This window comes from Gluconobacter sp. P5E10 (assembly GCF_018812145.1).
GTDB classification, from domain to species: Bacteria; Pseudomonadota; Alphaproteobacteria; order Acetobacterales; family Acetobacteraceae; genus Gluconobacter; species Gluconobacter cerinus.
In genome coordinates, this window is sequence record NZ_JACRVZ010000002.1 from 275,706 (window position 1) to 298,864 (window position 23,159).

Genomic DNA, 23,159 nt, shown 5'->3' on the forward strand with positions numbered 1-23,159 from the left:
GTGATGCGCTCCTTACAGCCGAGGCGTGGTTACGCCGGACTGGCGCATGTATTTACCGGCACGATCCGCGTAGCTGACTTCGCAAGGGCTGGCGCCCTGGAAGAACAGGAACTGGCAGATACCTTCGTTCGCATAGATGCGCGCAGGCAGCGGGGTCGTGTTACTGATTTCGATGGTGACCTGCCCTTCCCACTCCGGCTCAAGCGGCGTCACATTCACGATGATACCGCAGCGCGCATAGGTGGACTTGCCAAGGCAGACGACCAATGTGTCCCGCGGAATACGGAAATATTCGATCGTGTGCGCCAGTGCGAAGCTGTTCGGGGGAATCGTGATATCACCCGTCCGTGTCACGAAGCTGTTGGCGGCGAAGTTCTTCGGATCGACGACGGCACTGTCCACATCGGTAAAGATTTTGAAGTCTTCCGCGACACGCGCGTCATAGCCGTATGACGACAGACCATAGGAAATAACGCCTTCCCGTTTCTGGTTTTCCACAAACGGTTCAATCATGCCGTGTTCTTTGGCCATCTGGCGGATCCAGGTATCAGGCATGATTGGCATGGACGCATTAACTCCTACACGGGGGGATCGATCTGCTCTACCGACAGCCGCCCGATCACGCAATGTGTCGGTTTAGCCATTTTCCGTGAGGTGCTGTTGCCTTTTGACAAGCCAACGCGGTCTCATCTCACTGGCAAGAACACCACAGACAATCAAAGCAGCCCCAAGAAGCGTGGTGGCCTGCAGCTGATCGCCAGCCAGCCAGCCGACCAGCCCACCCCAGACAGGCTCTCCTGCATAAATCACAGCAGCTTTTGAAGGTGGGACGGACTTCTGAGCCCAGTTCATCACGAGTTGTACCAGAGCACTCAGGCTTCCCAGAGCTGCGGCACAAACAACCCAGATCCATGAAAATGTCGGCACATGCTCCCCGGCGACCGGCATGAGCAAAAGTGCAAAAAGGCCGCCTCCAACAAGCTGACAGACTGTGATTCTACGACTGTCCACGCCTTGGGCAAACAGGCTGATCAAAACAATTTCAACAGCGATGGCGCATGCTGACAGCACCGTCAGCAAATCACCATGACTAAAAGTCAGGGTCAGGGCTGCCGGCCCTGCCAGCGCAATCAATCCGGCAAACGCCAAGCCGATTCCGACCCAGCTCATGATGTGCGGCGATTTACGCAGAATGGCCCACTGAAATAATGGCACCAACGGCACATAGAGAGCCGTGATGAATGCAGAACGGCTGCTGGTCACCTCACGCAACCCTGCACTTTGCAGAACATACCCGATTGAAAGGGCAATCCCGATCAGAATACCGGATCGCACTTCTTTCCGTGTAAGACCCGTCATGTGACGACCTGCCAGACACGCCACCATGGCTGCTGCCATCAGAAACCGCACACCGACGAAGAACATCGGTCCGCAATGCTGCATGGCCAGATGCAGGATCAGAAAAGTGCCTCCCCAGAGCGCCGTAACGCCCGCCAACGCCAGTTCCTGTGGCGATGGCGTTGGCAGACGAATTTTCACGACGCCTTAGCTTTCGGAAGACGGTGTGGGCGCTGTGGGCCTGATGCGCTGCTGCTGTTTGCGACGCAGAAGATTGGCCCGGAGCGCCTTGGCTTCGCGAGCTGCACGTGCCTCTTTGGCAGCCTGCGCCTTATCAGTCAGATGGGCCGTAGCTTTGCCGTTTTCCGTCTTGTCAGTTGTCATCAGTCTGTCCGTCGAAAGATGCTCGAAGATGCGTTCCAAGCAGCTCGTCATATACACCGAGTGTCGCCGACTGCATCTGCCGGATCGTATAATTTCGCAAGACATGCTCACGGGCATTTTCCGCCAGATAGGCAAGCGTCTCATCATCGGCCGACAGAATGCCGACAAGTGCTTCGGCCAATGCCTGAGGATTATCGGGAGGAATAACGAGACCGGTCTGTCCGGGCAGGACCGTCTCCATCATGGCGCCTTGTGCCGTTCCGATAACGGGTTTGCCCATCATCTGCGCCTCTACAAGCGTCCGCCCGAAGGGTTCAGGCCGCAGAGACGGTGCAACGACAACGGACGCCAAAGCGCAGGCCGCTGGCATGTCCTGGCATGTCCCTGCGAAGCGAACCCTGTCTTCCAGACCCAGCTCCTGAATTCTTCGCCCAAGAGAGAGCGCAAATTTATGATCCGTTTCCGGGCCAACCAGAACACAGATCCAGGGTGCAGCAGAGGCTTGTTTGAGAAACTTCAGTGCTTCAATCAGGACCCTCTGCCCTTTCCACGCCGTTAGACGTGCAGGCATCAGGATCACGCGGGCACCGTGGGGGACTGACCAAGCTTCGGCAAGCCGCTGGATCCGTTCGCCGGAGACCTTTTGCGGGTCAAAAAGAGAGGGGTCGGCACCACGGGGAATAGTCCGCAGGCGGTCTGACTGAACACCATATTGCCCGGACAGACGGCCGGCGATGAAATTCGAAATAGCAATCACGCGCGTGCCACGGGCCAGAACAGAATTATAAAGCTTCTTGCCCCACCAGCCCGCACCATGAACACCATGCCATGTCGTGACCAGCGGGATCCCTTCACGACGACAGGCCAGCCAGGCCGCCCATGCCGGAATACGGGAGCGGGCATGCACCAGATCCACCCCCTGCTGGCGGATCAGTTTCTGAAGATCACGGGCCCGGCGCAGTACAGCAACAGGTGATTTGGATTTCAGGTTGAGCGGCACATGAATTGCGCCAGCGTGCCTCAACTGGATCAGCAGCGGCCCCGGCTTTGAAGCAACAATGGCTTTCCCGCCCGCCTGAGTGATGGCAGCGGCGATTTCGATGGCACCGCGCTCAAGCCCCCCAGTACTGAGTGCAGGAAGGACCTGGAGGATCACGGGAGAACGGTCAGTCATGAGCGTTTCGGCGGGCCATTCTGAAAATTTGATCCGAACGAGAAGCCTTCCTGATCGGTCTGCGCCTGAGGCTTTCAGAATGAAAAACAGGCAGAAACGAAAAAGGGAGACGTCCATGCCCTGCTAGCACAGAAGTCCCCCTTTGACGATGGAGTGTAGCGAATGTGCACAGCACATCCGCCACAGTCGTCGGCTTTACTTAACGGCGTCAGGCAAAGCGTAAACCACGAGCTGATCGCTGACTGGCGTCATCATGAAGTGATGACCACCTGCCATGATGGCAACGTACTGATGGCCATTGGCTTCGTAGGTCATCGGGTTGGCCTGACCGCCACCCGGGAGCACTGCGCTCCACACGACCTTGCCGGTGTGTTCGTCAATGGCACGGATCTGGTTATCCGTAGCCGCTGCGATGAACACAAGACCGCCACCTGTCACAACAGAACCGCCGTTGTTCGGTGTTCCGATCTCCCAGGGAAGACCTGTCGGCAGACCCCATGGACCATTAGCACGAGCCGTTCCCAGCGGGTGCTGCCACAGCACCTTCTGACCGTGCTTCATGTCGATGGCCGTGATCATGCCATAAGGCGGACGGTTGCACATCATGCCCGTGTACTGATCCCAGAACGGCGTCACGACGATGCCGTATGGCGTTCCGTCCATGGCACCATTACCTTCGGCGCCACCGCCACCTGGCTTGAAGTTAGGATCGTCGATCGGCATCAGACCAAGCTTGTCGGCCTTCTTGCGGGTGACGAGCTGGTCGTACATCGGGGTGATGTTCCAGTTCGCGATCAGGATTCCGCTCTTCTCGTCATAGGACATGGAACCCCAGTCACTGCCACCATTGTAGCCCGGGTATTCAATCCATGGCTTATCAACGCTCGGCGGCGTGAATTCACCAACGTAGTTCGCACGACGGAACTTGATGCGGCAGAAGAGCTGATCAATGGGAGACATCCCCCACATATCCGTCTCTTTCAGATCAGGCACGCGCAGAGCAGGCATCCCGACAGACCAGGGCTGCGTCGGTGTCCGTGGGTCGCCAGGAATGACGCCTGGTGACGGAGCCGGACGCTCTACGACGGGAAGAACTGGCTTGCCTGTCCGGCGATCCAGAACGAACGTCTGACCGCGCTTCGTCGGCATGATAAGAGCTGGAACGGGCTGGCCGTCAGGGCCAGGCATATCCATCAGGGTTGCCTGAGAGCCAATATCATAATCCCAGACGTCTTTATGGGCGGTCTGGAAAACCCACTTTTCTTCACCCGTCTTGACGTCAATCGCCACGACTGCGGAAGAAACCTTGTTTTCGGCATCGCTACGAAGGGCGCTGTAATAATCGGCAGCGGAGTTTCCGGTCGGCACATAAACCAGACCAAGAGCACTATCGCCCGTCAGTGCGGCCCATGAGTTCGGCGTACCGCGGCTATAGTGGCGATTGCCCGTTGGCTGGCTGTGATCTGTTGGGTTGTTGACGTCCCAGGCCCAGACGAACTTGCCGCTTTCAGCATCGTAACCGCGGATCACACCAGACGGTGCCCAGCGACGCTGACCATCCAGCACTTCGTGGTTGACGACGACAACGCCATCAACAACCGGTGGCGGCACGGTCATGGAAACGAAGCCCGGAACGGACTCGCCAAGACCCTGCATCAGGTTGACCTGACCACCGTGACCGAAGTTCGGACAGAACTCACCCGTTGCCGCATCAACAGCAATCAGGCGCATATCGAGCGTGCCTTCGATAAGCCGATTGTGACAGGGCTGGCCTTCTGGCACGACGGACGACGTGAAATACGTCACGCCCTTACAGGCTGCTGTGTAGGGAATGGAGTGGTACTTCACATCCACATTCCGACGCCAGATCTGCTTCCCCGTCACCGGGTCCAGCTTCATGATGTCGTTCATGGCCGAACACATATAGAGGCCGTCACCCACCTTGATGGGTGTGGTTTCAGCCGCCCATTTGTTGGTCTGACCCGGGCGTGGATAACTGCCCGTATGATAGGTGAACGCGACCTTCAGGTTGCCAGCGTTCTCAGGCGTGATTTCAGACAGCGGCGAATAACGCGTCTGATGGTCATCACGGCCATAAGCAACCCAGTCTCCAGGAGCCGGATTTGCGCTCTGCTGGGGTGCCATGGCAGGCACTTCTGACGGATCAATTGACTCGATATCCGGCAGGTTTGCAGCATTTACGCCGGGAGCCTGCGGGGCATACGGAGAGGGTCCGGCAAAATAGCTCTGCTCTTTAGGACCGCTCTCAGTAGGCTCATTCGCATTGCCTGGACCAGGAACTGCGGCGGTCGGGGAACCACCCGAGCCTGCGGGAGCGAACTGAGCGTGGGCGGCGAGAGGCGAACAGGCGAGCGCGAGGCCTGCGGCTGTTGCGAGAAGGTGAGACCGACGCATCAGACGGCTCCTCTGAGTGTACGGCGGGATTCCAGGCGGCGAAGGACCGGAATGGTCAGGACCACCAGAATGCCGAGAATGGTCGGGCCGAAAGCGCGCGGCAAAAGGTCAATCGGGCTGACCCCGACTTCCCACAGGGACCAGACCCACGTATAGGCCAGGGCACCGAGGTACAGGAACGCGCCAAGCGTGCGGCCCATCACCATAAACACCCCGCTGGCAACCAGCACGATCCCGCAAATGACGTAGTAAACAGAGCCACCCAGCATCGCGAGGTCAGCCCCCATGATGACAAAGATCAGGCCCACAAGAAGAATAACGACCCCCAGAAGCAGCGTCAGCCACTCCGTCAGAGTCTTCGTGCCGTTAATATTCGGCATAACCGGATGCCTCCCAGACTGAATACCCGGGACGGTATGTCGATTATCCAGCGAGGTCCATTAGAGTTATTCTGAATATCCTTTAACAAAGGCGTGTTTGCGGTAACAAAAATGTGCTTGGAACTATTTGAGAAATGACAATTTCAGCAAATATCAGCATTATCCAGCTGGAATCGTGACCACTGCGCCACCTGTATGGTTGGTGGCAGCGAGAGCACTGAGGACCTGAACCATTGTGAAGGCCAGCTTGCTCTGGAAGTCTTTCTCGTCAATCCAGAACCACATGTCATTATATTCAACAGCCGCATATCGGCGGTCGGGAACCTTGTGTCCTGAATGGATGACAACTTCCGGCCGGTTCTCAATACCTACCTGCCCGATCGTTGGCGGTGTCCGGCCGACCTTAATGTCCTCTTCCGGAACCTCAACCTCGTAAGCAAGCTGCGTGAGCATCGCGAGCATTGAACGCGTCAGAATGGCAATCTGCCCGGGATGCTTCGGATAGGGGCCGTAAACAATTTCCGCTTCTTCAGCCTGGGCATCCAGATGCAGGAGGCGGCGCACTTCCGCCTGCGTCGAGAGAAGGCTGCTATCAGATGTCGAAGACAGCACCAGATAGGAATGCTCTTGGCCGTTGCCGTTTTCCGGCTTGGAAGAACTCTTCTTGTTATTGTTGTCATCGGTCGGAGGCGGCGCATCGGTCGTGATGCGGATAGTCATCGCGCCTGCGATCTGAAGCTGACGCAGATCATGCAGCAGGAGATAAAAGCGGACAGAACCTCCACCAAACGGCCCTGCTCCCAGCCCTCGCACGTTGGACAGTCCATCGATCGACTGCGCTGTCAGGCGCAAGAGGGTGTCAATGGGAAGACCACCGAGACTGAGGGGCATGATAACGGTAGGAGAAATCGGCCGCACGATATTCTCGGCGTATTGCTGCCCCGTCACCGGCTGATAGGTGAAAGTCGGGCTTTCACCCGATGTCATCGTCCCCGTTCCGAAGAGATAATTGCCGACAGCAGTGGCAGGATAGGCATAGAACCCGCCACTCACGCTCTTGGATACGCTATATCCGGCAATGACCTGCGTCGTATCCAGAAACGTCGGCGGATCGGCATAACGCAGGCGAACGATATTCAGGAGCATCTCGTGCTTCTGGGATTCGCCCAGAGCGCGCGAGTATTCAAGCTCGTCATGCTGAAGCCTGGATGGCCCTATCGGCCCACAGGCAGCAAGACAGATAAGTGCAGCCAGGGGCGTGGCCCGGAATATCAGATTAATTTTCATGACTTATCTCAAAGTGGACCATTCCGTGGCCAAGCGGAAGTCACAACCGTTTCCTGAATGATGCGAACGTATATTTTTCATGAAAGATGTTACCGCCAAGGCTTGAAACACTTTGCTGCCCCGCCTAAATCTGGTCTCGGAAACACGATCCCTTGATGGATCGGATTTTACGTCACAAGGGCTCGCCCCGGTGCCTGACAGGGCCGAAGCGAGCCGCTGAAAGGACATATTATGAGCAAAGTCATCGGTATTGACCTCGGCACGACCAACTCCTGCGTTGCAGTGCGTGAAGGCGACGAGACCCGCGTTATTGAAAACAGCGAAGGCGCACGTACGACGCCGTCCATGGTCGCATTCACCGAAAACGGTGAGCGTCTGGTTGGACAGGCCGCGAAGCGTCAGGCTGTCACGAACCCAACCAACACCCTGTATGCCGTCAAGCGTCTGATCGGTCGTCGTTACGATGACCCGACCGTCGCCAAGGACAAGGGCATGGTCCCTTACGAAATCGTCAAGGGCGACAACGGCGATGCATGGGTTCGCGCCCGTGGCGAAGATTACGCCCCGTCCCAGATCGCTGCATTCGTTCTTGGCAAGATGAAGGAAACGGCCGAGTCCTACCTCGGTGAAACGGTTACACAGGCCGTCATCACGGTTCCGGCTTACTTCAACGACGCACAGCGTCAGGCCACTCGTGACGCTGGCAAGATTGCCGGCCTCGAAGTCCTGCGTATCATTAACGAGCCGACCGCAGCTGCACTGGCTTATGGCCTTGGCAAGCGCGATTCCGGCACGGTGGCTGTGTATGACCTTGGTGGTGGTACGTTCGACGTTTCCATCCTCGAGATCTCTGACGGCGTGATCGAAGTGAAGTCCACGAACGGTGATACGTTCCTGGGTGGTGAAGACTTTGATAACCGCGTCATCGACTTCCTGGCCGATGAGTTCAAAAAGGACCAAGGCATCGACCTGCGTGGCGACAAGCTTGCTCTGCAGCGTCTGAAGGAAGCCGCTGAAAAGGCCAAGATCGAGCTTTCCTCCTCCAAGGAAACCGAGATCAACCTGCCGTTCATCACGGCTGATGCGTCCGGCCCGAAGCACCTTGTCGTCAAGCTGTCCCGTGCCAAGCTGGAGAGCCTGGTTGACGATCTGGTTCAGCGTACGCTTGGTCCGTGCCGTTCGGCTATCAAGGATGCAGGCGTGTCCACGAGCGAGATTGACGAAGTCATCCTCGTTGGCGGCATGACCCGTATGCCGAAGGTCATCGAGACGGTTAAGGAATTCTTCGGCAAGGATCCGGCACGCAACGTCAACCCTGACGAAGTGGTCGCTATCGGTGCAGCCGTTCAGGGCGCCGTCCTGAAGGGTGATGTAAAGGACGTTCTGCTCCTCGACGTGACGCCGCTGTCGCTGGGTATCGAGACGCTGGGTGGCGTGTTCACCCGTCTGATCGACCGCAACACGACGATCCCGACCAAGAAGAGCCAGACCTTCTCCACGGCTGAAGACAACCAGAACGCCGTGACCATCAAGGTCTATCAGGGCGAGCGTGAGATGGCAGCGGACAACAAGCTGCTTGGCAACTTCGACCTGCAGGGCATTGCTCCGGCGCCGCGCGGCGTTCCGCAGATTGAAGTTACGTTCGACATCGATGCCAACGGTATCGTCAACGTGTCCGCCAAGGACAAGGCGACGAACAAGGAACAGCAGATCAAGATCCAGGCTTCTGGTGGTCTGTCCGACGGTGACATCGATCGCATGGTCAAGGAAGCTGAAGCCAACGCTTCCGCTGACAAGGCCAAGCGCGAGCTGGTCGAGCTGCGCAACAGCACCGAGAGCATGATCCACCAGACCGAAAAGTCCCTCACGGAAGGTGGCGACAAGGTTCCGGCTGCAGACAAGTCTGAAGCAGAAGCCGCTATCGCAGCAGCCCGTGAAGCTCTGGGTGGCGAGAATGTCGAAACGCTGAAGAGCGCAAGCGAGCGTCTGACGCAGGCTGCCATGAAGGTTGGTCAGGCCATGTATCAGGCAGATCAGGCCCAGCAGGGTGGTGAAGCTGCGGGTGCGGAAGCCAAAGACGAAAACGTTGTCGACGCCGACTTTGAAGACGTCGACGACAGCAAGAAGCACTGATCGGGTGACTTCCCCAGGTGGGGCTTCCCGCCCCGCCTGACCTGTTTTCCGAAGGGCGCCCGTTCCCGCAAGGGGGTGGGCGCCATTCTTGTTTCCGGCCCTCAGACAAGGACCGATCATGGCCACGAAGATCGATTACTACGAAAGCCTCGAAGTTTCGCGTACTGCTTCCGGAGATGAGCTGAAGAAAGCTTTCCGCAAGCAGGCCATGCGTTATCACCCGGATCGTAACCCTGGTGACGATGCAGCTGAGCAGAAATTCAAGGAAATCAACGAAGCCTATGACGTCCTGAAGGACGAGCAGAAGCGCGCAGCCTACGACCAGTACGGACACGCAGCCTTTGACGGCGGCATGGGAGGAATGGGCGGCGGCGGAGGCTTTGGTGGTTTTGGCGCCGGTGGTCTTGGGGACATCTTTGACCAGATGTTCGGAGACATGATGGGCGGCCGCCGTGGCGGTGGACGTCGTACAGGTGCTGACATTCAGGTTCAGGTTGAAATCAGTCTGACCGAAGCCTTCTCCGGCGTGACCAAGAGCGTTGAAGTCCGCACGCGCGTTGCCTGTGAATCCTGCCATGGTTCTGGCTCCGCGGATGCCGGTGGTGGCAGCACGACCTGCGCTACCTGCCACGGTGCGGGTAAAGTCCGCGCGCAGCAGGGTTTCTTTCTTGTCGAGCGTCCCTGCCCTACCTGTCATGGGTCAGGCCGTACGGTTCGCAATCCGTGCAAGGTCTGTCAGGGCACAGGCACCCAGGCAAAGACTGAGACCCTTCAGATCGAAATCCCGGCTGGCGTTGAGGATGGCACGCGCATCCGCATGGCAGGCCGCGGTGAAGCCGGGGGAGAAGGTGTACAGCCCGGCGATCTGTATGTGCACGTCTCGGTCCTGTCGCATGACATCTTCCAGCGTGACGGCGCCAATATCTACTGCCGCGTTCCGCTGCGCATGACGCAGGCTGCACTGGGGACGGAGGTTGAGGTTCCTGTTATTGATGGAAGCCGCACCCGTGTCCGCATTCCTGCAGGGACGCAGACAGGTGAAACCTTCCGCCTGCGCGGCAAGGGATTCTCCGTATTGCGGTCTTCTGCCCGTGGGGACATGTACATTCAGGTCTCGGTGGAAACACCGCATCACCTGACCAAGCGCCAGCGCGAACTTCTTGAAGAGTTCGAGAAAGAAGCGGGTGACGATCACGCCAAGGCAAGCCCTGAAAACAGCGGCTTCTTTGCCAAGGTCCGTGATTTCTTCGAAGGTCGCTGATTTTAAAAATACCCCTCCCGAAACGGAGGGGTATTTTTTTGGAAAATTCCTGCTGCTAGCTCGCATCTTTGCAGGGATTTATTGTTTTTCCGCATTCAATCACAGACATGAACGCTGTCAGGAGACGTCATTTAAGCGACGGCACGTCCTGTGGTTTTGTCTGATTATCGAGAGCTTTTATTAAAGCCACACTAAATTCCTTATCGGAAAACGGCTGCTGTGCCGTGATAAGCTCACGGTCTGTCACGACGTTAGGGGTCCAGGCTTTGGCCGTCTCAACAGTAGCTCCCGCATCCGTCAGCGCAGTAGCCGGGTAGAAAAAAACTTGTCCGTTGAGTTGATGCGTTTCGGCGAAGTGCTCTTCTGGTATCGAAAAAACAGTCATATGGTAGCCTGCGTAGGGCCACCCTGCTGCCAGTTGGCGAATGTCATTCATGTTGCCGGTCATCAGCGCGTCATGAAAACCGCTGGCATCTGGCAAGCTGGACGCCAGTGCAACCGGACCATGACAGATAAGAGCGGTCGTTTTTCCAGCAGAGTGGAAGGCGCGCAGGATCTTCCCCAGATCAGGATCGGTCATCAGATCCTCCAGTGGTGCATGGCCACCGGGAATAACGATCCCAATATAGCCATCAATCCCTTCAGCATTGACCGAAGCAAGAGAGCGGGGATGTTTGAGTGAGTCCAGGCCTTCGACGAACTGTATCGTATCCTGAAGAGCTTTCTCACTGCCTCCAAAATATCGAGGGGATGCAGAGTGTGCATCCCACTTCACGACATTCCCTTTCGGGTCAGCGAATACGGGTTCATAGCCAGCCTGGATCAGGGCTTTTACCGGGACTGCAAATTCATTGAGATAAAAGCCCGTAGGATACTTTTGACCGTTGCGCAATGTGAGTTCATTTGCGCTGGAAAGAACGACCAGTACGCGCCCCTTACTCTGGCTGTGTGACTTGGCCTGGAGACTGGACCCACAGAGTGTGGTGGCAACAAGGACTAGGGTGAGAGCAATACCGCGCAGCATGAACATCATCCTTTTCGGGTGGAGCAAAGCCCGTGAAGCGCCGCCATACGACGAGCGGCAGTTACTGAATGCTGACCGATCATCAGGCTTCAGTCCAGAACCGTATCAAGTCTGAAGATCGCCAATTTTAGAGATATTCTCCTGGTGACGTGTCGCAGAAAACGGGAACATTTCCTCTATATCCATTCATTGAGGCACATGCTTTGAGTTCGCAAATAGAGCGACCTTTGATCAGGACAAACCTGCGCCGAGGCTGATTGCTACAGCTTTTAAAATTGCGGATCTTTTTCTTTAATCCGCAATTATTAAATCTGCCCCTTAACGGGTACGAGGTGGGGCAAAACGCCCCGATATAGCGTTTGGACCAGCGCCTCAGTTTATGCGGCAGACCTCGACAAAGATCACCTGCACTCCACGGCCAGCCGCGCAAGACTCTCTGGTGTCAGATCGGATATGGCACTCGCCCCTGTCAGGGTCATGGCAACACGGAGCTCCTTCTCCACGATGTCGAGCACATTCTCCACACCTTTCTGGCCACCGGCAGCAAGCGCGTAGACGAAGGCGCGCCCCAGCAAAACAGCATCCGCCCCCATCGCAACCATCCGGGCGATGTCGAGGCCGGATCTAATGCCTGAATCTGCCAGGATTTTCAGTTCTCCCTTCACGGCATCCACAATCGGCGGAAGTGCGCGAGCGCTGGAGAGGACGCCATCAAGCTGGCGACCGCCATGATTGGAAACAACAATGCCATCCGCACCGAAACGGACAGCATCTTTGGCATCTTCAGGATCGAGAATACCTTTGATAATCATGGGGCCATCCCAGTACTCGCGGATCCATTCCAGATCTTTCCAGCTAATGGACGGATCAAAATTATTGGCGAGCCAGCCGATATAATCTTCCAGCTTGGTTGGATTTCCCCGATAGCGCGAAATATTGCCCAAATCGTGCGGTCTGCCACGAAGACCCACATCCCAAGCCCACATAGGATGGGTCACGGCCTGAAGATAACGCCGGATGTTGGCATGAGAGCCGGACATTCCCGAATGGGCATCGCGATAACGCGCGCCCGGCGTCGGCATATCCACGGTGAACACCAGAGTCGTAATGCCCGCAGCTTTCGCGCGCTCCAGGGCATTCTTCATGAATCCCCTGTCTTTGAGAACATAAAGCTGGAACCAGATGGGCACCGGGCTTCTACCCTGCACCTCCTCGATGGGGCACACAGATACTGTGGACAACGTGAAAGGAATACCCTTACGCGCCGCAGCCCTTGCTGCCTGCACTTCCCCGCGGCGAGCATACATGCCCGTCAGTCCGACAGGGGCAAGAACCGCAGGAATATTCAGTTTGCGCCCGAACAACTCCGTCCCGGTCGTCAAACCGGACACGTTTTTCAAAATGCGTTGTCGTAGGGAAATATCTGCAAGGTCTGTGATGTTCCGCCGCATTGTCTGCTCTGCATAGGAACCGCCATCAATATACTGGAACAGAAAAGGCGGCAGACGGCGTCGGGCTGCCTCACGATAATCAGTGGCTGAGGAAATAATCATCTGGCAGCTCCCATGAGTCTTCAATGAACGGGAGACTGCCAGCCTGTTTGATGACAACCAAGGCACTATCGTCTGCCCTGACGTTATGTTGCACAAAACTCCCGGCGAGAACGCGGCATTGGCTCCTCATCCTTGCCGATCAGGCATTCAGCCTGCGTAAAACGCGTGCGCCCCGATGAACATCAAGAACAGACACTGATGCCGTATCCAGGGCCAGATTTTCCCCAAGTCGCACATCATTATGAATCCACACACCAATCAAGCTGCGAAGAATATGACCGTGCGCAAACAGGGCAATTGTTCCTCCCTGTGCCGTCAGCCTCTCCAGCAAGCCACTGACCCGTTTCTGAACCTGGGCGGCCGTCTCGCCATTTTCTACGTCAGACGTCCACAAAGACCAGTCGGGCTCGGCTTTCAAAATTTCCGGCGTGGTGAGCCCTTCGTACACGCCATAATTCCATTCCATGAGATCAGGCTCGATCTGAGCCTGCTCGCCCAGCCCGGCAAGAACGCAGGTTTCATGCGCCCGCTGAAGCGGGCTGGTGAACACCTGATCAAAGTTCTGATGTTCTAACCGGCTCTTCAGAGACAGCGCCTGCTTACGTCCGTTTTCCGTCAGGGCAATATCCGTACGCCCCGTGTGCTGGCCGCTGATGGTCCATTCTGTTTCGCCGTGGCGAATTAGCCAGAGGGTGGTGCTCATGACGCATGCCTTCCCTATGGGCTTTCAGTAACTGAAAGCCCTTTGCCAGCCCGAAGCTGGATTGCTGAAATTTCTGGATCAGAGGCGAATGATTCGTACGCTCACCCGCCTCTCAAGCCGCTGTTCAGATCTTGTGAACAGAAGCGTCGTAAATCTTGTCCACGACCTTACTCAGGGTTTCGTTGAACGCCTGATCGGACTGTGAAACGCGCAGATCATCCACGAGAGCCCGCGAGAAGCTGGCGATCATGCCATGATTGGCTTTGAGCTTCTGGCACGCTTCATCGAGAGGATAACCACCCGAAAGCGCGACAACGCGCTGCATGCGCGGATGCTTCATCACGCGGGCATACAGGTCCGGCTTTTCAGGCAACGTCACCTTCAGCATAACCGGATAATCTCCCGGAAGAGCTTCCAGTCCACTCAGAACAGCGTCTTCAAGGAGCGTTTCAGCCTCAGCCTTTTCCGGGCTCTTCACCAGCACTTCCGGCTCAAGGATCGGGACGAGTCCGTGCGATGCCACCTGCGCCGCAATATCGAACTGCTGCTGAACAATGCTCTTAATGGCAGCAGGATTGGCCAGACGGATCACTGACCGTTCCTTGGTACCGTATATGCCCAGCTTCGCCGCTCGTTCCAGCAGTTCATCCAAGCCCGGAATGGGCTTCATGAGCTGAACACCGTCCCTTTCGTCTTCCAGACCTTTATCGATCTTCAGAAACGGGACGATTCCACAGGTTTTCCAGAGATAGGACGGCACCGGCGTGCCCTCGACCGTGCCATCCATTGTTTTCTCAAACAGGATTGCAGCAAGGACCTCGTGGCTCTGGAAAGCAGGAGAGGAAATGATACGAACGCGCATTTCATGCATCAGACGGAACATGTCCGCATCGTTCGAATAGGCATCCGGCCCGATGCCATAGTGTGCCAGAGCCTTGGGAGTCGATCCGCCGCTTTGATCAAGAGCCGCGATAAATCCGGGAGTTTTTGACACCTGCTCGGCCATTTTTGCATCAGGCATGAACACTACATCCTTTTCTTCAGTCACATGACCAGAAGTAACGACTGACCTTCGCGCGGGATTGGAGACTCTTCCAATCACATTGCACGGATCACCCAAAGGACGCGGTTCAACCCTGCTGGAGCGGCAGGGAAATCAGTTTTTTTCAATATTGTTGGACGGGGGGTCGGCTAATTCTGGAAACAGTCTGGCCAGATCTGCAGGCTGAAGAAGATCTGCCAGAGTGTAGCGATCTAGCACGGCCAGAAATGCGGAAAGCGCCTCTCCCAGCACGCCGCGCAAGCGGCAGGAGGGAGACAGAACACAGGCACGGCTTCCTGTTGCCCGGCCCTCACAGTCCACGAGCATCATATCGTCTTCCGTAAACCGAACGACCTCTCCCACACCGATATCCTGTGCTGGGCGGCCCAACGTCAGGCCACCGCCACGACCTCGTACGGTGGTGATGAAACGCCCCTGCCCCAGACGATGCACAACCTTCACCAGATGGTTTTCCGAGATGCCGTATGCCTCGGCAATTTCGCGGATGGAGACGCGCACAGTCGGGCGTGCCCCGATGTAGAGCAGGGTCCGCAAGGCATAGTCGGTATGCAGGGTCAGGCGCATACGAGTCCTCTGGCAGATTGACAGTCAGAAGTCACGTGCTTAAAGATGTATTTATTATACACCTTTAAGAAGACCCATCATGTCCTCTTCCGACCGCAGCCTCACGCCAGACGTCATTGCCACCATCAAGGCGACCATTCCGGCCCTCGAAGCGCATGGTCTCGACATCACCAGTGAGATGTACCGCCGCCTTCTGGCTGATCCGGCCATTGCTGAGATGTTTGATCCGACCCATCAATCCAAAGGAACGCAGCCACGCGCGCTCGCCATGGCCGTCCTGGCCTATGCCCGGAACATTGATAATCTCGGAGTGATGGGTGGAGCGGTTGAGCGCATTGCCCAGAAGCATGTCAGCCTGGAAATTCTGCCAGAGCATTACCCCCATGTGGCCACTGCCCTGATCGGCGCGATTCAACATGTTCTGGGAGACGCCGCGACACCTGCAATTCTGGATGCATGGGGCCGGGCTTACTGGGCTCTGGCTGACATTCTGACGGGCCGGGAAGGGCAGCTTTATAACGCCAGCACACATGCCGAGGGCGGCTGGACCGGCTGGCGCGACTTCACGATCATCAATGCAACGCGCGAATGCGACAATGTCACGACGCTGGAACTGAAGCCTACAGACGGCAAAACCGTCATTCAGGCTATTCCCGGCCAATATCTGGGTGTAGACCTAAATGTTCCAGGACATGGGCAGACCCGACGTAACTACAGCATCACATCGCGCCCCAACCACGATTCCTACACCATCAGCGTGCGCCATGTTCCGAACGGTGTGGTTTCCACATGGCTCAATAGTTCGGAATGCAAGGGCCATCAGGTTCGACTGTCGCCGCCAGCAGGTGAGTTTGTCCTTCCCCAGAAGAGCGACACACCCCTCGCCTTCATCTGTGCGGGCATTGGAATGACACCCACGATCGGGATGATCGAGTCTTTGGGAGCGCAGGCAGGCTCACCAGCGGTCAGTATTATTCAGATTGCCCATTCTGAAACGGCCGCACCGTTTTCAGGAAAGCTAAACAGCCTGGCCAAAGAGGCGAAAAGCCCGATTACGCTTCATACTCGCCTGACATCCGTTGACGGGCGCCCGGATGCAGCATGGATCGCCGATCGCATTCCGGAAAACGCCACCTGCTACCTATGCGGCCCAACAGGGTTCATGCGTGACATGATTCAGGGGCTCTCAAAAGCCGGCATTCCGGCCGACCGTCTGCGTTATGAGACGTTCGGACCGGATACCGGCGTGACTGACTAATTGTCAGAGGGCGGCAATGACGCTTTCCGCTTCCGCAAGGATGCGAGGGCGATCATTGCCGCCATTGACTGCCAGGCCTTCTGCTTCAATGACCTTCACGTCCGTGACGCCAAGGAAGCCAAGAACGGCCTTGAGATAAGTGACCTGATGTTCAAAGGCTGCCTGCGGCGTGCCTTCCGAATAAATGCCGCCACGCGCCACGGCGAGAATTACCGTCTTACCGCCGGCAAGTCCTTCGACACCATTCGCACCGTAGCGGAATGTCTGTCCGGCAATGGCAATGCGATCAATCCATGCCTTCAGCTGGCTCGGAATGCCAAAGTTGTACATCGGCACGCCGAGTACGAGAATGTCGGCTTCCTTAAAATCGGAAAGGGCTTTCGCGCCCGCGACCAGATCCTTGTTGGAGGCAGCGTCTTCCGTAAGGTCCTTGCCCAGAAAAGACAGAGCTTCGCCGTCCAGGTGAGGAAGCGGGTTCGCTGCCAGATCAAGGGATGTAACGTCCAGATCCGGATGCTTCTGACGGTAACGGTCCACAATCGCCACACTCAGCTGGCGTGTTGCGGAATACCCGCCAAGAATGCTGGAATCGATATGAAGCAGTTTCATTGTAATCTCTTTCGGTTCCTGATCGTAACCAGCACATGATAAGAAACCTTTTCCTCACCTCCGCAAGACGGCACATTCAGGGATCATAGGCACATGGATGTTAGTACCCTTCCCCCTCCAGAAGCTCATGAGAGCGATACATGCGCCGTTGTCCGGGCCATTCTGGCGCGTGTGGGAGACAAGTGGAGCATCCTGATCGTGCGGATGCTGGGAGACGGCTCCATGCGTTTTAGTGAACTCCGTCGTTCCATCGAAGGTATTTCACAACGCATGCTCACGCTGACATTGCGCAATCTGGAACGCGATGGGCTGGTTGCCCGCACCGTCACCCCCACCACTCCGCCTCGCGTGGATTATGAATTGACGGATCTCGGGCACTCTTTGCAAAGCATCACCGAAGCTTTCGGACGCTGGGCTGTCACACACCGGGATCAGATTGAAAATGCTCGCCTCCGTTTTGACGCACGCCAATAATCCCTTAGGTTGCGCCCAACAGTTTCTGACGGTCAGGCACGGATTATGACGACTTCTCCCCGCATCGGTATCGCTGGCATCACTGGGCGTCTGGGCGCTCTCTGCGCAGAAGAAGCGGGAGACTCTCTGGCTGGCGGGCTGTCCCGTCACGCAGATCCAGCACGCAGCATCACCAATAGCCCGGCAGAACTAGCGACGCGTTGCGACGTCATTATCGACGTTAGCCACGCTTCAACCGCAGCAACTCACGCAGAAGCCTTCACAGGAGCAAAGTGCCCGTGGGTTCTGGGAACGACTGGACTTGACGCTACGGCCCAGGCTGCCGTGAGCGACGCTGCAAAACATATTCCGGTTTTACAGGCTGCCAATTTCTCCCCGGCGTTGACGCTTTTTCTGGAGCTCGCGAAGCAGCTTGGCGCAGGGCTGCCAGGTTATGATGCGGAAATTGTAGAGATTCATCACCGGCAGAAAGTTGATGCACCGTCCGGCACCGCGCTGGCCATTGGACGCGCAGTTGCTGAAGGACGAAACGTAGCATTCGAGGATGTTGCTCGCCTGGATCAGAACGGCCCGCGACCGGATAACGCTATCGGGTTTGCCTCACTGCGGGGGGGGCAGATTATTGGCGAGCATGACCTTCTCTTCATGGCCGCAGATGAACAGATCACCCTGTCTCATCGTGCGCTGGATCGACGGGTTTTCGCCCGCGGTGCACTGATGGCTGCACGCTGGCTGGCCCATCAGCCTCCCGGCCTTTACGGCATGGCAGATGTTCTTCGCCGGAAAGACTGATCTTTCCGGCGAAGTATTCAGTGGTTAGCCGCCCGAAATTTCGAGGTTCACACCCGTCATAAAGCTGGAGTCGTCGCCCAGAAGGAACGCCACCACACCTGGGATTTCGCTGATATCGCCATAACGACGCATCGGCACACTGCCGATCATCTGCTTGGAAACCTCTTCAGGATTGGTGGAGAAGTACTGCGTGTTGGCCTTGGCCTGCAGTTCCACCTGTCGATCCCACATGAAACCAGGGCCCATATAACCAGGGCTGATGGCGTTAACGCGGATGTTGTAGGGTGCCAGATCCTGGGCTGCAGTTTCCGTCAGGGCGATGATGGCACCTTTGGATGCCCCGTAAGCCGCCATGTTCGGCGGTCCTTTTACACCGGCCATGCTGGCAGTATTCACGATGCTACCGTAACCGTTCTCGATCATATGCCGTGAGACAGCCTTCATCACATGGAAGGCGCCTGTGACATTGATGCTCAGAACACGCGGGAAATCTTCGGACGGATAATCCTGAACCGGGGCAAAGGCACCCTGATATCCGGCATTGTTGAAGAGGAAATCGATTTTTCCAAACTCTTCGACAACGCGGCCGACGACATCGATCACTGACTGCTCGGATGTGACGTCACAGACATAGGACGCAGCTTTCACGCCCTTCTCCCGCACAGCGGCTTCCGCCTTGGCCAGAGCGTCCGGATTCATGTCGAGCAGAGCAATTTCCGTGCCCATTTCTGCCAGCCGAAGTGCAGTCGCGAGGCCAATATTGCCCCCGGCACCCGTAACAAGACAGACTTTACCGCTAAAGAAACTTACGACGTACGCCATTGGTGCCTCATGAAAATACGGTGCTTTCACCTGCGGCCCACAATATCGAGATCGAAGGCAGTCGTCTCCCCCTGATTTCGCACCATGAGAAAACGTGAATACTCCTGTCGGTTTTCCTGATTTTCCAAAGACTTCCCTTTGAATTTCACAGAAAAAATGTCCAAGTTTTCCTAAGCCCCTTGACCCCTGCGTTCAATTCCGCCAAGCCGTGCCTCTCCTGAATGCTGCATCCGTTCGTCATGACGTCTGCAGCCCTTCTCACCACTCATTCCCTGCGAGGTCCCTGAGTGCGCAATCACGGCGATTTCCTGTTCACCTCTGAATCTGTTTCCGAGGGCCATCCCGATAAGGTGGCAGACCGTATCTCCGACACAGTTCTGGACGCTTATCTTGAAGCCGATCCGGAAGCCCGCGTTGCCTGTGAAACGCTGGTCACCACGAACCGTGTCATTCTGGCCGGTGAAGTCCGTGGCCCCGAGGCCGTCGAAGACACGCTGATCGACCGCGTCCGTGAGGCCATCAAGGACATCGGCTACGACCAGGCTGGCTTCTCCTGGAAGACGGCTGACATCACGTCTTACCTTCACGCACAGTCTGCTGACATTGCCCAAGGCGTGGACAGCGGCAGCGACAAGGACGAAGGCGCTGGCGATCAGGGCATCATGTTTGGCTTCGCCACGCGCGAAACCGAAAACCTGATGCCGGCTCCGCTATTCTACGCCCAGACAATCCTTGAGCGTATTCGCGACTACCGCAAGAACGGCGACGCCCGCGGCGCTGGCCTTCTTCCGGATGCGAAGAGCCAGGTCACGCTGCGTTATGTCGATGGCAAGCCGGTTGGCGTCACGTCTGTCGTGATTTCCACGCAGCACGCTGAAGGCATGAGCCAGAACACGATCCGCGAAACGCTTCGCGGCGTGGTCAATGACGTTCTGCCGAATGGCTGGAGCTGCCCGGAAGACGAGTTCTATGTGAACCCGACCGGCAACTTCGTCATCGGTGGCCCGGATGGCGATGCTGGCCTGACCGGCCGCAAGATCATCGTGGACACCTACGGCGGTGCAGCCCCTCATGGTGGTGGCGCATTCTCCGGCAAGGACCCCACGAAGGTTGACCGTTCGGCTGCTTATGCTGCGCGCTACCTTGCCAAGAACGTTGTTGCTGCTGGTCTTGCAGATCGCTGCACGATCCAGTTGAGCTATGCAATCGGCGTCTCCAAGCCGCTTTCGGTCTATGTGGACCTCGATGGCACAGGCAAGGACATCGACGAAGCACGCCTTGGCCTGCTCCTCAATGAAGTTGTGGATCTGTCCCCGCGCGGCATTCGCAAGCACCTGCGCCTGAACCGCCCGATCTATGTTCCGACGTCTGCCTATGGTCACTTCGGTCGTGTGCCGAATGAGACTCTGGACAACTTCACTTGGGAAAAGACAGATCTGGTCGACACCCTCCGTAACGCACTGAACAGGTAAGACCCTGACACAGTCTCTCAAACCCCAGCCGGAGCGGCTTTACGGCCGCCAGCGCGGCCATCCGCTCCGGGCCAGACAGCAGCGCCTTCTCGAAGACGTGCTGCCGCGCTTTACATTTGCGTCTGCTGAAAATCCGACAGCCGGATTTTCCACGCCTGTGTCGCGCGTTTTTCTCGAAATCGGATTTGGTGGCGGCGAGCATGCCGCTGCCCAGTCTGAAATGAACCCGGATGTCGGGTACATTGCTTCTGAAGTTTTCGAGAACGGCTTGTGCTCGCTTATGTCGCGTCTTGTCCCAGAAGGACAGGACGAGACAGCCGAGCCTCCGCCTCATTTCCGGATCTGGCCAGAAGATGCTCGGCAACTCCTGAAGGATATGCCGGACAATTGCCTGGATCGGGCTTATCTGATGTTTCCGGATCCATGGCCCAAATCACGCCATGCGAAGCGCCGTTTCATCCACCCGGAAAACCTCAAGGAGGTTCACCGCGTTCTGAAACCCGGAGCAATCTGGCGCGTCGCCAGCGATCATCCGGTCTATCAGGAATGGGTGACGGAAGTGATGGGCAAACAGGATCTGTTTGATGCCCCCCCTCCGGAAACGGAACGTCCTGAAGGATGGTCCCCAACCCGATATGAGGCCAAAGCCTTCCGGGAAGGTCGACAGCCTTTCTACTGGACATTTACCCGGCGCCCTTGAGGCGCCGCCCTTTTATCTGACTACAGTGAGTTCCTGACATCATGACCCAGATCGAACGCGAAGAAATGGAATTCGATGTCGTGGTGGTCGGTGGCGGCCCCGCCGGTCTGTCCGCGGCAATCCGCCTGCGACAGATTGCTCCGGACGCCTCGGTCTGCCTGATCGAAAAGGGTAGCGAAATCGGTGCGCACATCGTCTCGGGTGCTGTCATCGAACCGCGTTCGCTTGAGGAACTCCTGCCAGACTGGCGCTCTCTTGGTGCGCCCCTGAATACGGAAGTCACGGAAGAGCGCATGCTTTTCCTGACGGAAAAGCGCGCCATTCAGATTCCCTATCTGGATCGTGTCATGCCCCATATGGCGAACCACGGAAATTATGTGGTGTCTCTGGGGGAAGTCTGTCGCTGGCTGGGTGAACAGGCAGAAGCTCTCGGCGTTGAGATCTACCCCGGTTTTGCGGGCGCTGAACTGTTCATTGAAAACAATCGCGTTGCTGGCGTGATTACAGGCGACATGGGCATCGAGCGCAATGGCACGCATGGTTCCAACTTCACGCCCGGCATGATCCTGCGTGCCAAACAGACAATCTTGACCGAAGGCGCACGCGGCTCGCTGAGCGCCCACGCCATGAAGCGTTTTGGCCTACGCAAGGATGTCGATACACAGACTTATGGCCTAGGCATCAAGGAAGTCTGGGAAATCCCGAAGGAAAAGCACCGCCCGGGCCTCGTTCAGCACAGCTTCGGCTGGCCACTGGACGACCACACCTACGGTGGCGCATGGCTCTATCATTTCGGGGAAAATCTGGTCAGCTACGGTTTCGTGACCGGCCTCGACTACAGCAACACCTACCTCTCCCCCTTTGAGGAAATGCAGCGTACGAAGCTGCACCCGGCATTCCGGGAACATTTTGAAGGTGGAAAGCGCCTGATCTACGGCGCCCGTGCGCTCTCGGAAGGTGGACTTCAGTCCATTCCACGCCTGACATTCCCCGGCGGCGTTCTAGCCGGCGATTCGGCAGGCTTCCTGAACGTTCCCAAAATCAAGGGAACGCATACCGCCATGAAGTCCGGCATGCTGGCCGCTGAGGCTGTAGCCGAAGCACTCCAGACCGAGCGTACAGAAGCTTCAAGCCTGACAGAGCGCGTCCGCAATTCCTGGCTCTGGTCCGAATTGCGCGATGTCCGCAATATCCGTCCGGCTTTCGCTAAATGGGGTATGAAGGCTGGCGCGCTCTATGCTGGCATTGACAGCATGATCCTGCGCGGCCGCGCACCTTGGACGCTGCATCATCCGCACGCAGACAATGAGACGCTACGCCCAGCGGCGCTGTGCGAACAGATCGACTATCCGAAGCCAGACAATGTCCTGACCTTCGATCGTGTCAGCTCGGTTTTCCTAAGTGCGACAAATCACGAAGAAAACCAGCCTGTCCATCTGAAGCTGCGGAACGAAGCTATCTGGCGCACCGTCAATCATGATGTGTTTGACGCGCCGGAAAGCCGTTACTGCCCGGCAGGTGTGTATGAGCAGGAAAAGAGTGGAGACAATGACTGGTCGCTGCGCATCAATGCGCAGAACTGTGTCCATTGCAAAACCTGCGATATCAAGGACCCGACGCAGAACATTGAATGGTGCACGCCAGAAGGTAGCGGCGGCCCGAACTACCCTGTCGGGATGTAAATCCTCTAAACAGACGGGCCGCTTCCTGACCGGAATGTGACTTCCTGATCCATTTCCGCTACGGTGGCGGC

The 23,159-nt window shown here is 56.9% G+C and carries 22 protein-coding genes; 8 read left to right on the forward strand and 14 right to left on the reverse strand.

Going from position 1 to position 23,159, the window contains the following annotated elements:
- Positions 1–12: 12 nt before the first annotated feature.
- The 7 genes from dcd to KP707_RS05300 all read right to left on the reverse strand — a co-directional run bounded on the left by dcd (position 13) and on the right by KP707_RS05300 (position 6,978).
- Positions 13–564 carry a dCTP deaminase gene (gene dcd / locus KP707_RS05270; protein WP_064275649.1) on the reverse strand — a complete coding sequence of 184 codons (552 nt, stop codon included), beginning with the start codon at positions 562–564 and terminating at the stop codon, positions 13–15.
- A 72-nt stretch (positions 565–636) separates the two neighbouring features.
- Positions 637–1,539, reverse strand: coding sequence for a DMT family transporter (locus KP707_RS05275; RefSeq protein ID WP_211502378.1), 903 nt, complete (start codon positions 1,537–1,539; stop codon positions 637–639).
- 6 nt (positions 1,540–1,545) lie between these two features.
- Entirely contained in the window at positions 1,546–1,722 is a 177-nt protein-coding gene (locus tag KP707_RS05280; RefSeq protein ID WP_198150547.1) for a hypothetical protein, read from the reverse strand.
- On the reverse strand, positions 1,712–2,896 hold the full coding sequence (locus KP707_RS05285; protein WP_202207029.1) for a glycosyltransferase family 4 protein: 1,185 nt from the start codon (positions 2,894–2,896) through the stop codon (positions 1,712–1,714). The genes KP707_RS05280 and KP707_RS05285 overlap by 11 nt, the downstream gene beginning before the upstream one ends.
- Positions 2,897–3,091: 195 nt before the next feature.
- A complete protein-coding gene (locus KP707_RS05290; protein ID WP_099211551.1) occupies positions 3,092–5,311 on the reverse strand; it encodes a pyrroloquinoline quinone-dependent dehydrogenase in 2,220 nt (739 codons plus the stop codon).
- Positions 5,311–5,691: a glycerol dehydrogenase gene (locus KP707_RS05295; RefSeq protein WP_086633540.1), complete on the reverse strand. Its 381-nt coding sequence runs from the start codon at positions 5,689–5,691 to the stop codon at positions 5,311–5,313. The genes KP707_RS05290 and KP707_RS05295 overlap by 1 nt, the downstream gene beginning before the upstream one ends.
- A gap of 159 nt (positions 5,692–5,850) precedes the next feature.
- Positions 5,851–6,978: a hypothetical protein gene (locus KP707_RS05300; RefSeq protein ID WP_211502379.1), complete on the reverse strand. Its 1,128-nt coding sequence runs from the start codon at positions 6,976–6,978 to the stop codon at positions 5,851–5,853.
- A 231-nt stretch (positions 6,979–7,209) separates the two neighbouring features.
- Here KP707_RS05300 and dnaK point away from each other — a divergent pair, with 231 nt between their 5' ends.
- Together dnaK and dnaJ are read left to right on the forward strand one after the other, a co-directional pair.
- The gene (gene dnaK / locus KP707_RS05305; RefSeq protein WP_099211549.1) at positions 7,210–9,111 is read left to right on the forward strand and encodes a molecular chaperone DnaK; all 1,902 of its coding nucleotides are present in this window, start codon (positions 7,210–7,212) and stop codon (positions 9,109–9,111) included.
- Positions 9,112–9,229: 118 nt separating this feature from the next.
- Positions 9,230–10,372 carry a molecular chaperone DnaJ gene (dnaJ, locus tag KP707_RS05310; RefSeq protein ID WP_211502380.1) on the forward strand — a complete coding sequence of 381 codons (1,143 nt, stop codon included), beginning with the start codon at positions 9,230–9,232 and terminating at the stop codon, positions 10,370–10,372.
- 127 nt (positions 10,373–10,499) lie between these two features.
- Here the strand turns inward: dnaJ and KP707_RS05315 are convergent, their stop codons facing one another.
- The 5 genes from KP707_RS05315 to KP707_RS05335 form a co-directional block, all read right to left on the reverse strand.
- Positions 10,500–11,396 carry a type 1 glutamine amidotransferase domain-containing protein gene (locus tag KP707_RS05315; RefSeq protein ID WP_249202802.1) on the reverse strand — a complete coding sequence of 299 codons (897 nt, stop codon included), beginning with the start codon at positions 11,394–11,396 and terminating at the stop codon, positions 10,500–10,502.
- Between the two features lie 401 nt (positions 11,397–11,797).
- A complete protein-coding gene (gene lldD, locus KP707_RS05320) occupies positions 11,798–12,949 on the reverse strand; it encodes an FMN-dependent L-lactate dehydrogenase LldD (protein ID WP_211502382.1) in 1,152 nt (383 codons plus the stop codon).
- A gap of 139 nt (positions 12,950–13,088) precedes the next feature.
- The gene (locus KP707_RS05325) at positions 13,089–13,652 is read right to left on the reverse strand and encodes a histidine phosphatase family protein (protein WP_211502383.1); all 564 of its coding nucleotides are present in this window, start codon (positions 13,650–13,652) and stop codon (positions 13,089–13,091) included.
- 124 nt (positions 13,653–13,776) lie between these two features.
- Positions 13,777–14,673 (reverse strand): fructose bisphosphate aldolase, encoded by an 897-nt coding sequence (locus KP707_RS05330; RefSeq protein ID WP_211502384.1) that lies wholly within the window; start codon positions 14,671–14,673, stop codon positions 13,777–13,779.
- A 135-nt stretch (positions 14,674–14,808) separates the two neighbouring features.
- Entirely contained in the window at positions 14,809–15,279 is a 471-nt protein-coding gene (locus KP707_RS05335) for an Rrf2 family transcriptional regulator (RefSeq protein WP_211500435.1), read from the reverse strand.
- A gap of 79 nt (positions 15,280–15,358) precedes the next feature.
- On the opposite strand from KP707_RS05335, the gene KP707_RS05340 reads away from it, so the two are divergent.
- Positions 15,359–16,537: a globin domain-containing protein gene (locus KP707_RS05340; protein ID WP_211502385.1), complete on the forward strand. Its 1,179-nt coding sequence runs from the start codon at positions 15,359–15,361 to the stop codon at positions 16,535–16,537.
- Positions 16,538–16,540: 3 nt separating this feature from the next.
- Here KP707_RS05340 and KP707_RS05345 read toward each other — a convergent pair whose 3' ends face one another.
- On the reverse strand, positions 16,541–17,146 hold the full coding sequence (locus tag KP707_RS05345) for an FMN-dependent NADH-azoreductase (protein WP_046900573.1): 606 nt from the start codon (positions 17,144–17,146) through the stop codon (positions 16,541–16,543).
- A gap of 93 nt (positions 17,147–17,239) precedes the next feature.
- Here KP707_RS05345 and KP707_RS05350 point away from each other — a divergent pair, with 93 nt between their 5' ends.
- Both KP707_RS05350 and dapB read left to right on the forward strand, forming a co-directional pair.
- Positions 17,240–17,620 carry a helix-turn-helix domain-containing protein gene (locus KP707_RS05350; RefSeq protein WP_064275657.1) on the forward strand — a complete coding sequence of 127 codons (381 nt, stop codon included), beginning with the start codon at positions 17,240–17,242 and terminating at the stop codon, positions 17,618–17,620.
- Between the two features lie 45 nt (positions 17,621–17,665).
- On the forward strand, positions 17,666–18,412 hold the full coding sequence (gene dapB / locus KP707_RS05355; RefSeq protein WP_211498395.1) for a 4-hydroxy-tetrahydrodipicolinate reductase: 747 nt from the start codon (positions 17,666–17,668) through the stop codon (positions 18,410–18,412).
- A gap of 24 nt (positions 18,413–18,436) precedes the next feature.
- Here dapB and KP707_RS05360 read toward each other — a convergent pair whose 3' ends face one another.
- On the reverse strand, positions 18,437–19,234 hold the full coding sequence (locus KP707_RS05360; RefSeq protein WP_046900570.1) for an SDR family NAD(P)-dependent oxidoreductase: 798 nt from the start codon (positions 19,232–19,234) through the stop codon (positions 18,437–18,439).
- Positions 19,235–19,521: 287 nt separating this feature from the next.
- Here KP707_RS05360 and metK point away from each other — a divergent pair, with 287 nt between their 5' ends.
- From metK to KP707_RS05375, 3 genes are read left to right on the forward strand one after another with little or no spacing between them, the layout of a single operon-like run.
- Positions 19,522–20,706, forward strand: a complete 1,185-nt coding sequence (metK, locus tag KP707_RS05365) for a methionine adenosyltransferase (protein WP_211502386.1) — start codon at positions 19,522–19,524, stop codon at positions 20,704–20,706.
- A gap of 4 nt (positions 20,707–20,710) precedes the next feature.
- The gene (locus KP707_RS05370; protein ID WP_080951434.1) at positions 20,711–21,406 is read left to right on the forward strand and encodes a tRNA (guanosine(46)-N(7))-methyltransferase TrmB; all 696 of its coding nucleotides are present in this window, start codon (positions 20,711–20,713) and stop codon (positions 21,404–21,406) included.
- A gap of 41 nt (positions 21,407–21,447) precedes the next feature.
- On the forward strand, positions 21,448–23,088 hold the full coding sequence (locus tag KP707_RS05375) for an electron transfer flavoprotein-ubiquinone oxidoreductase (RefSeq protein WP_099211531.1): 1,641 nt from the start codon (positions 21,448–21,450) through the stop codon (positions 23,086–23,088).
- Positions 23,089–23,159 lie beyond the last annotated feature (71 nt).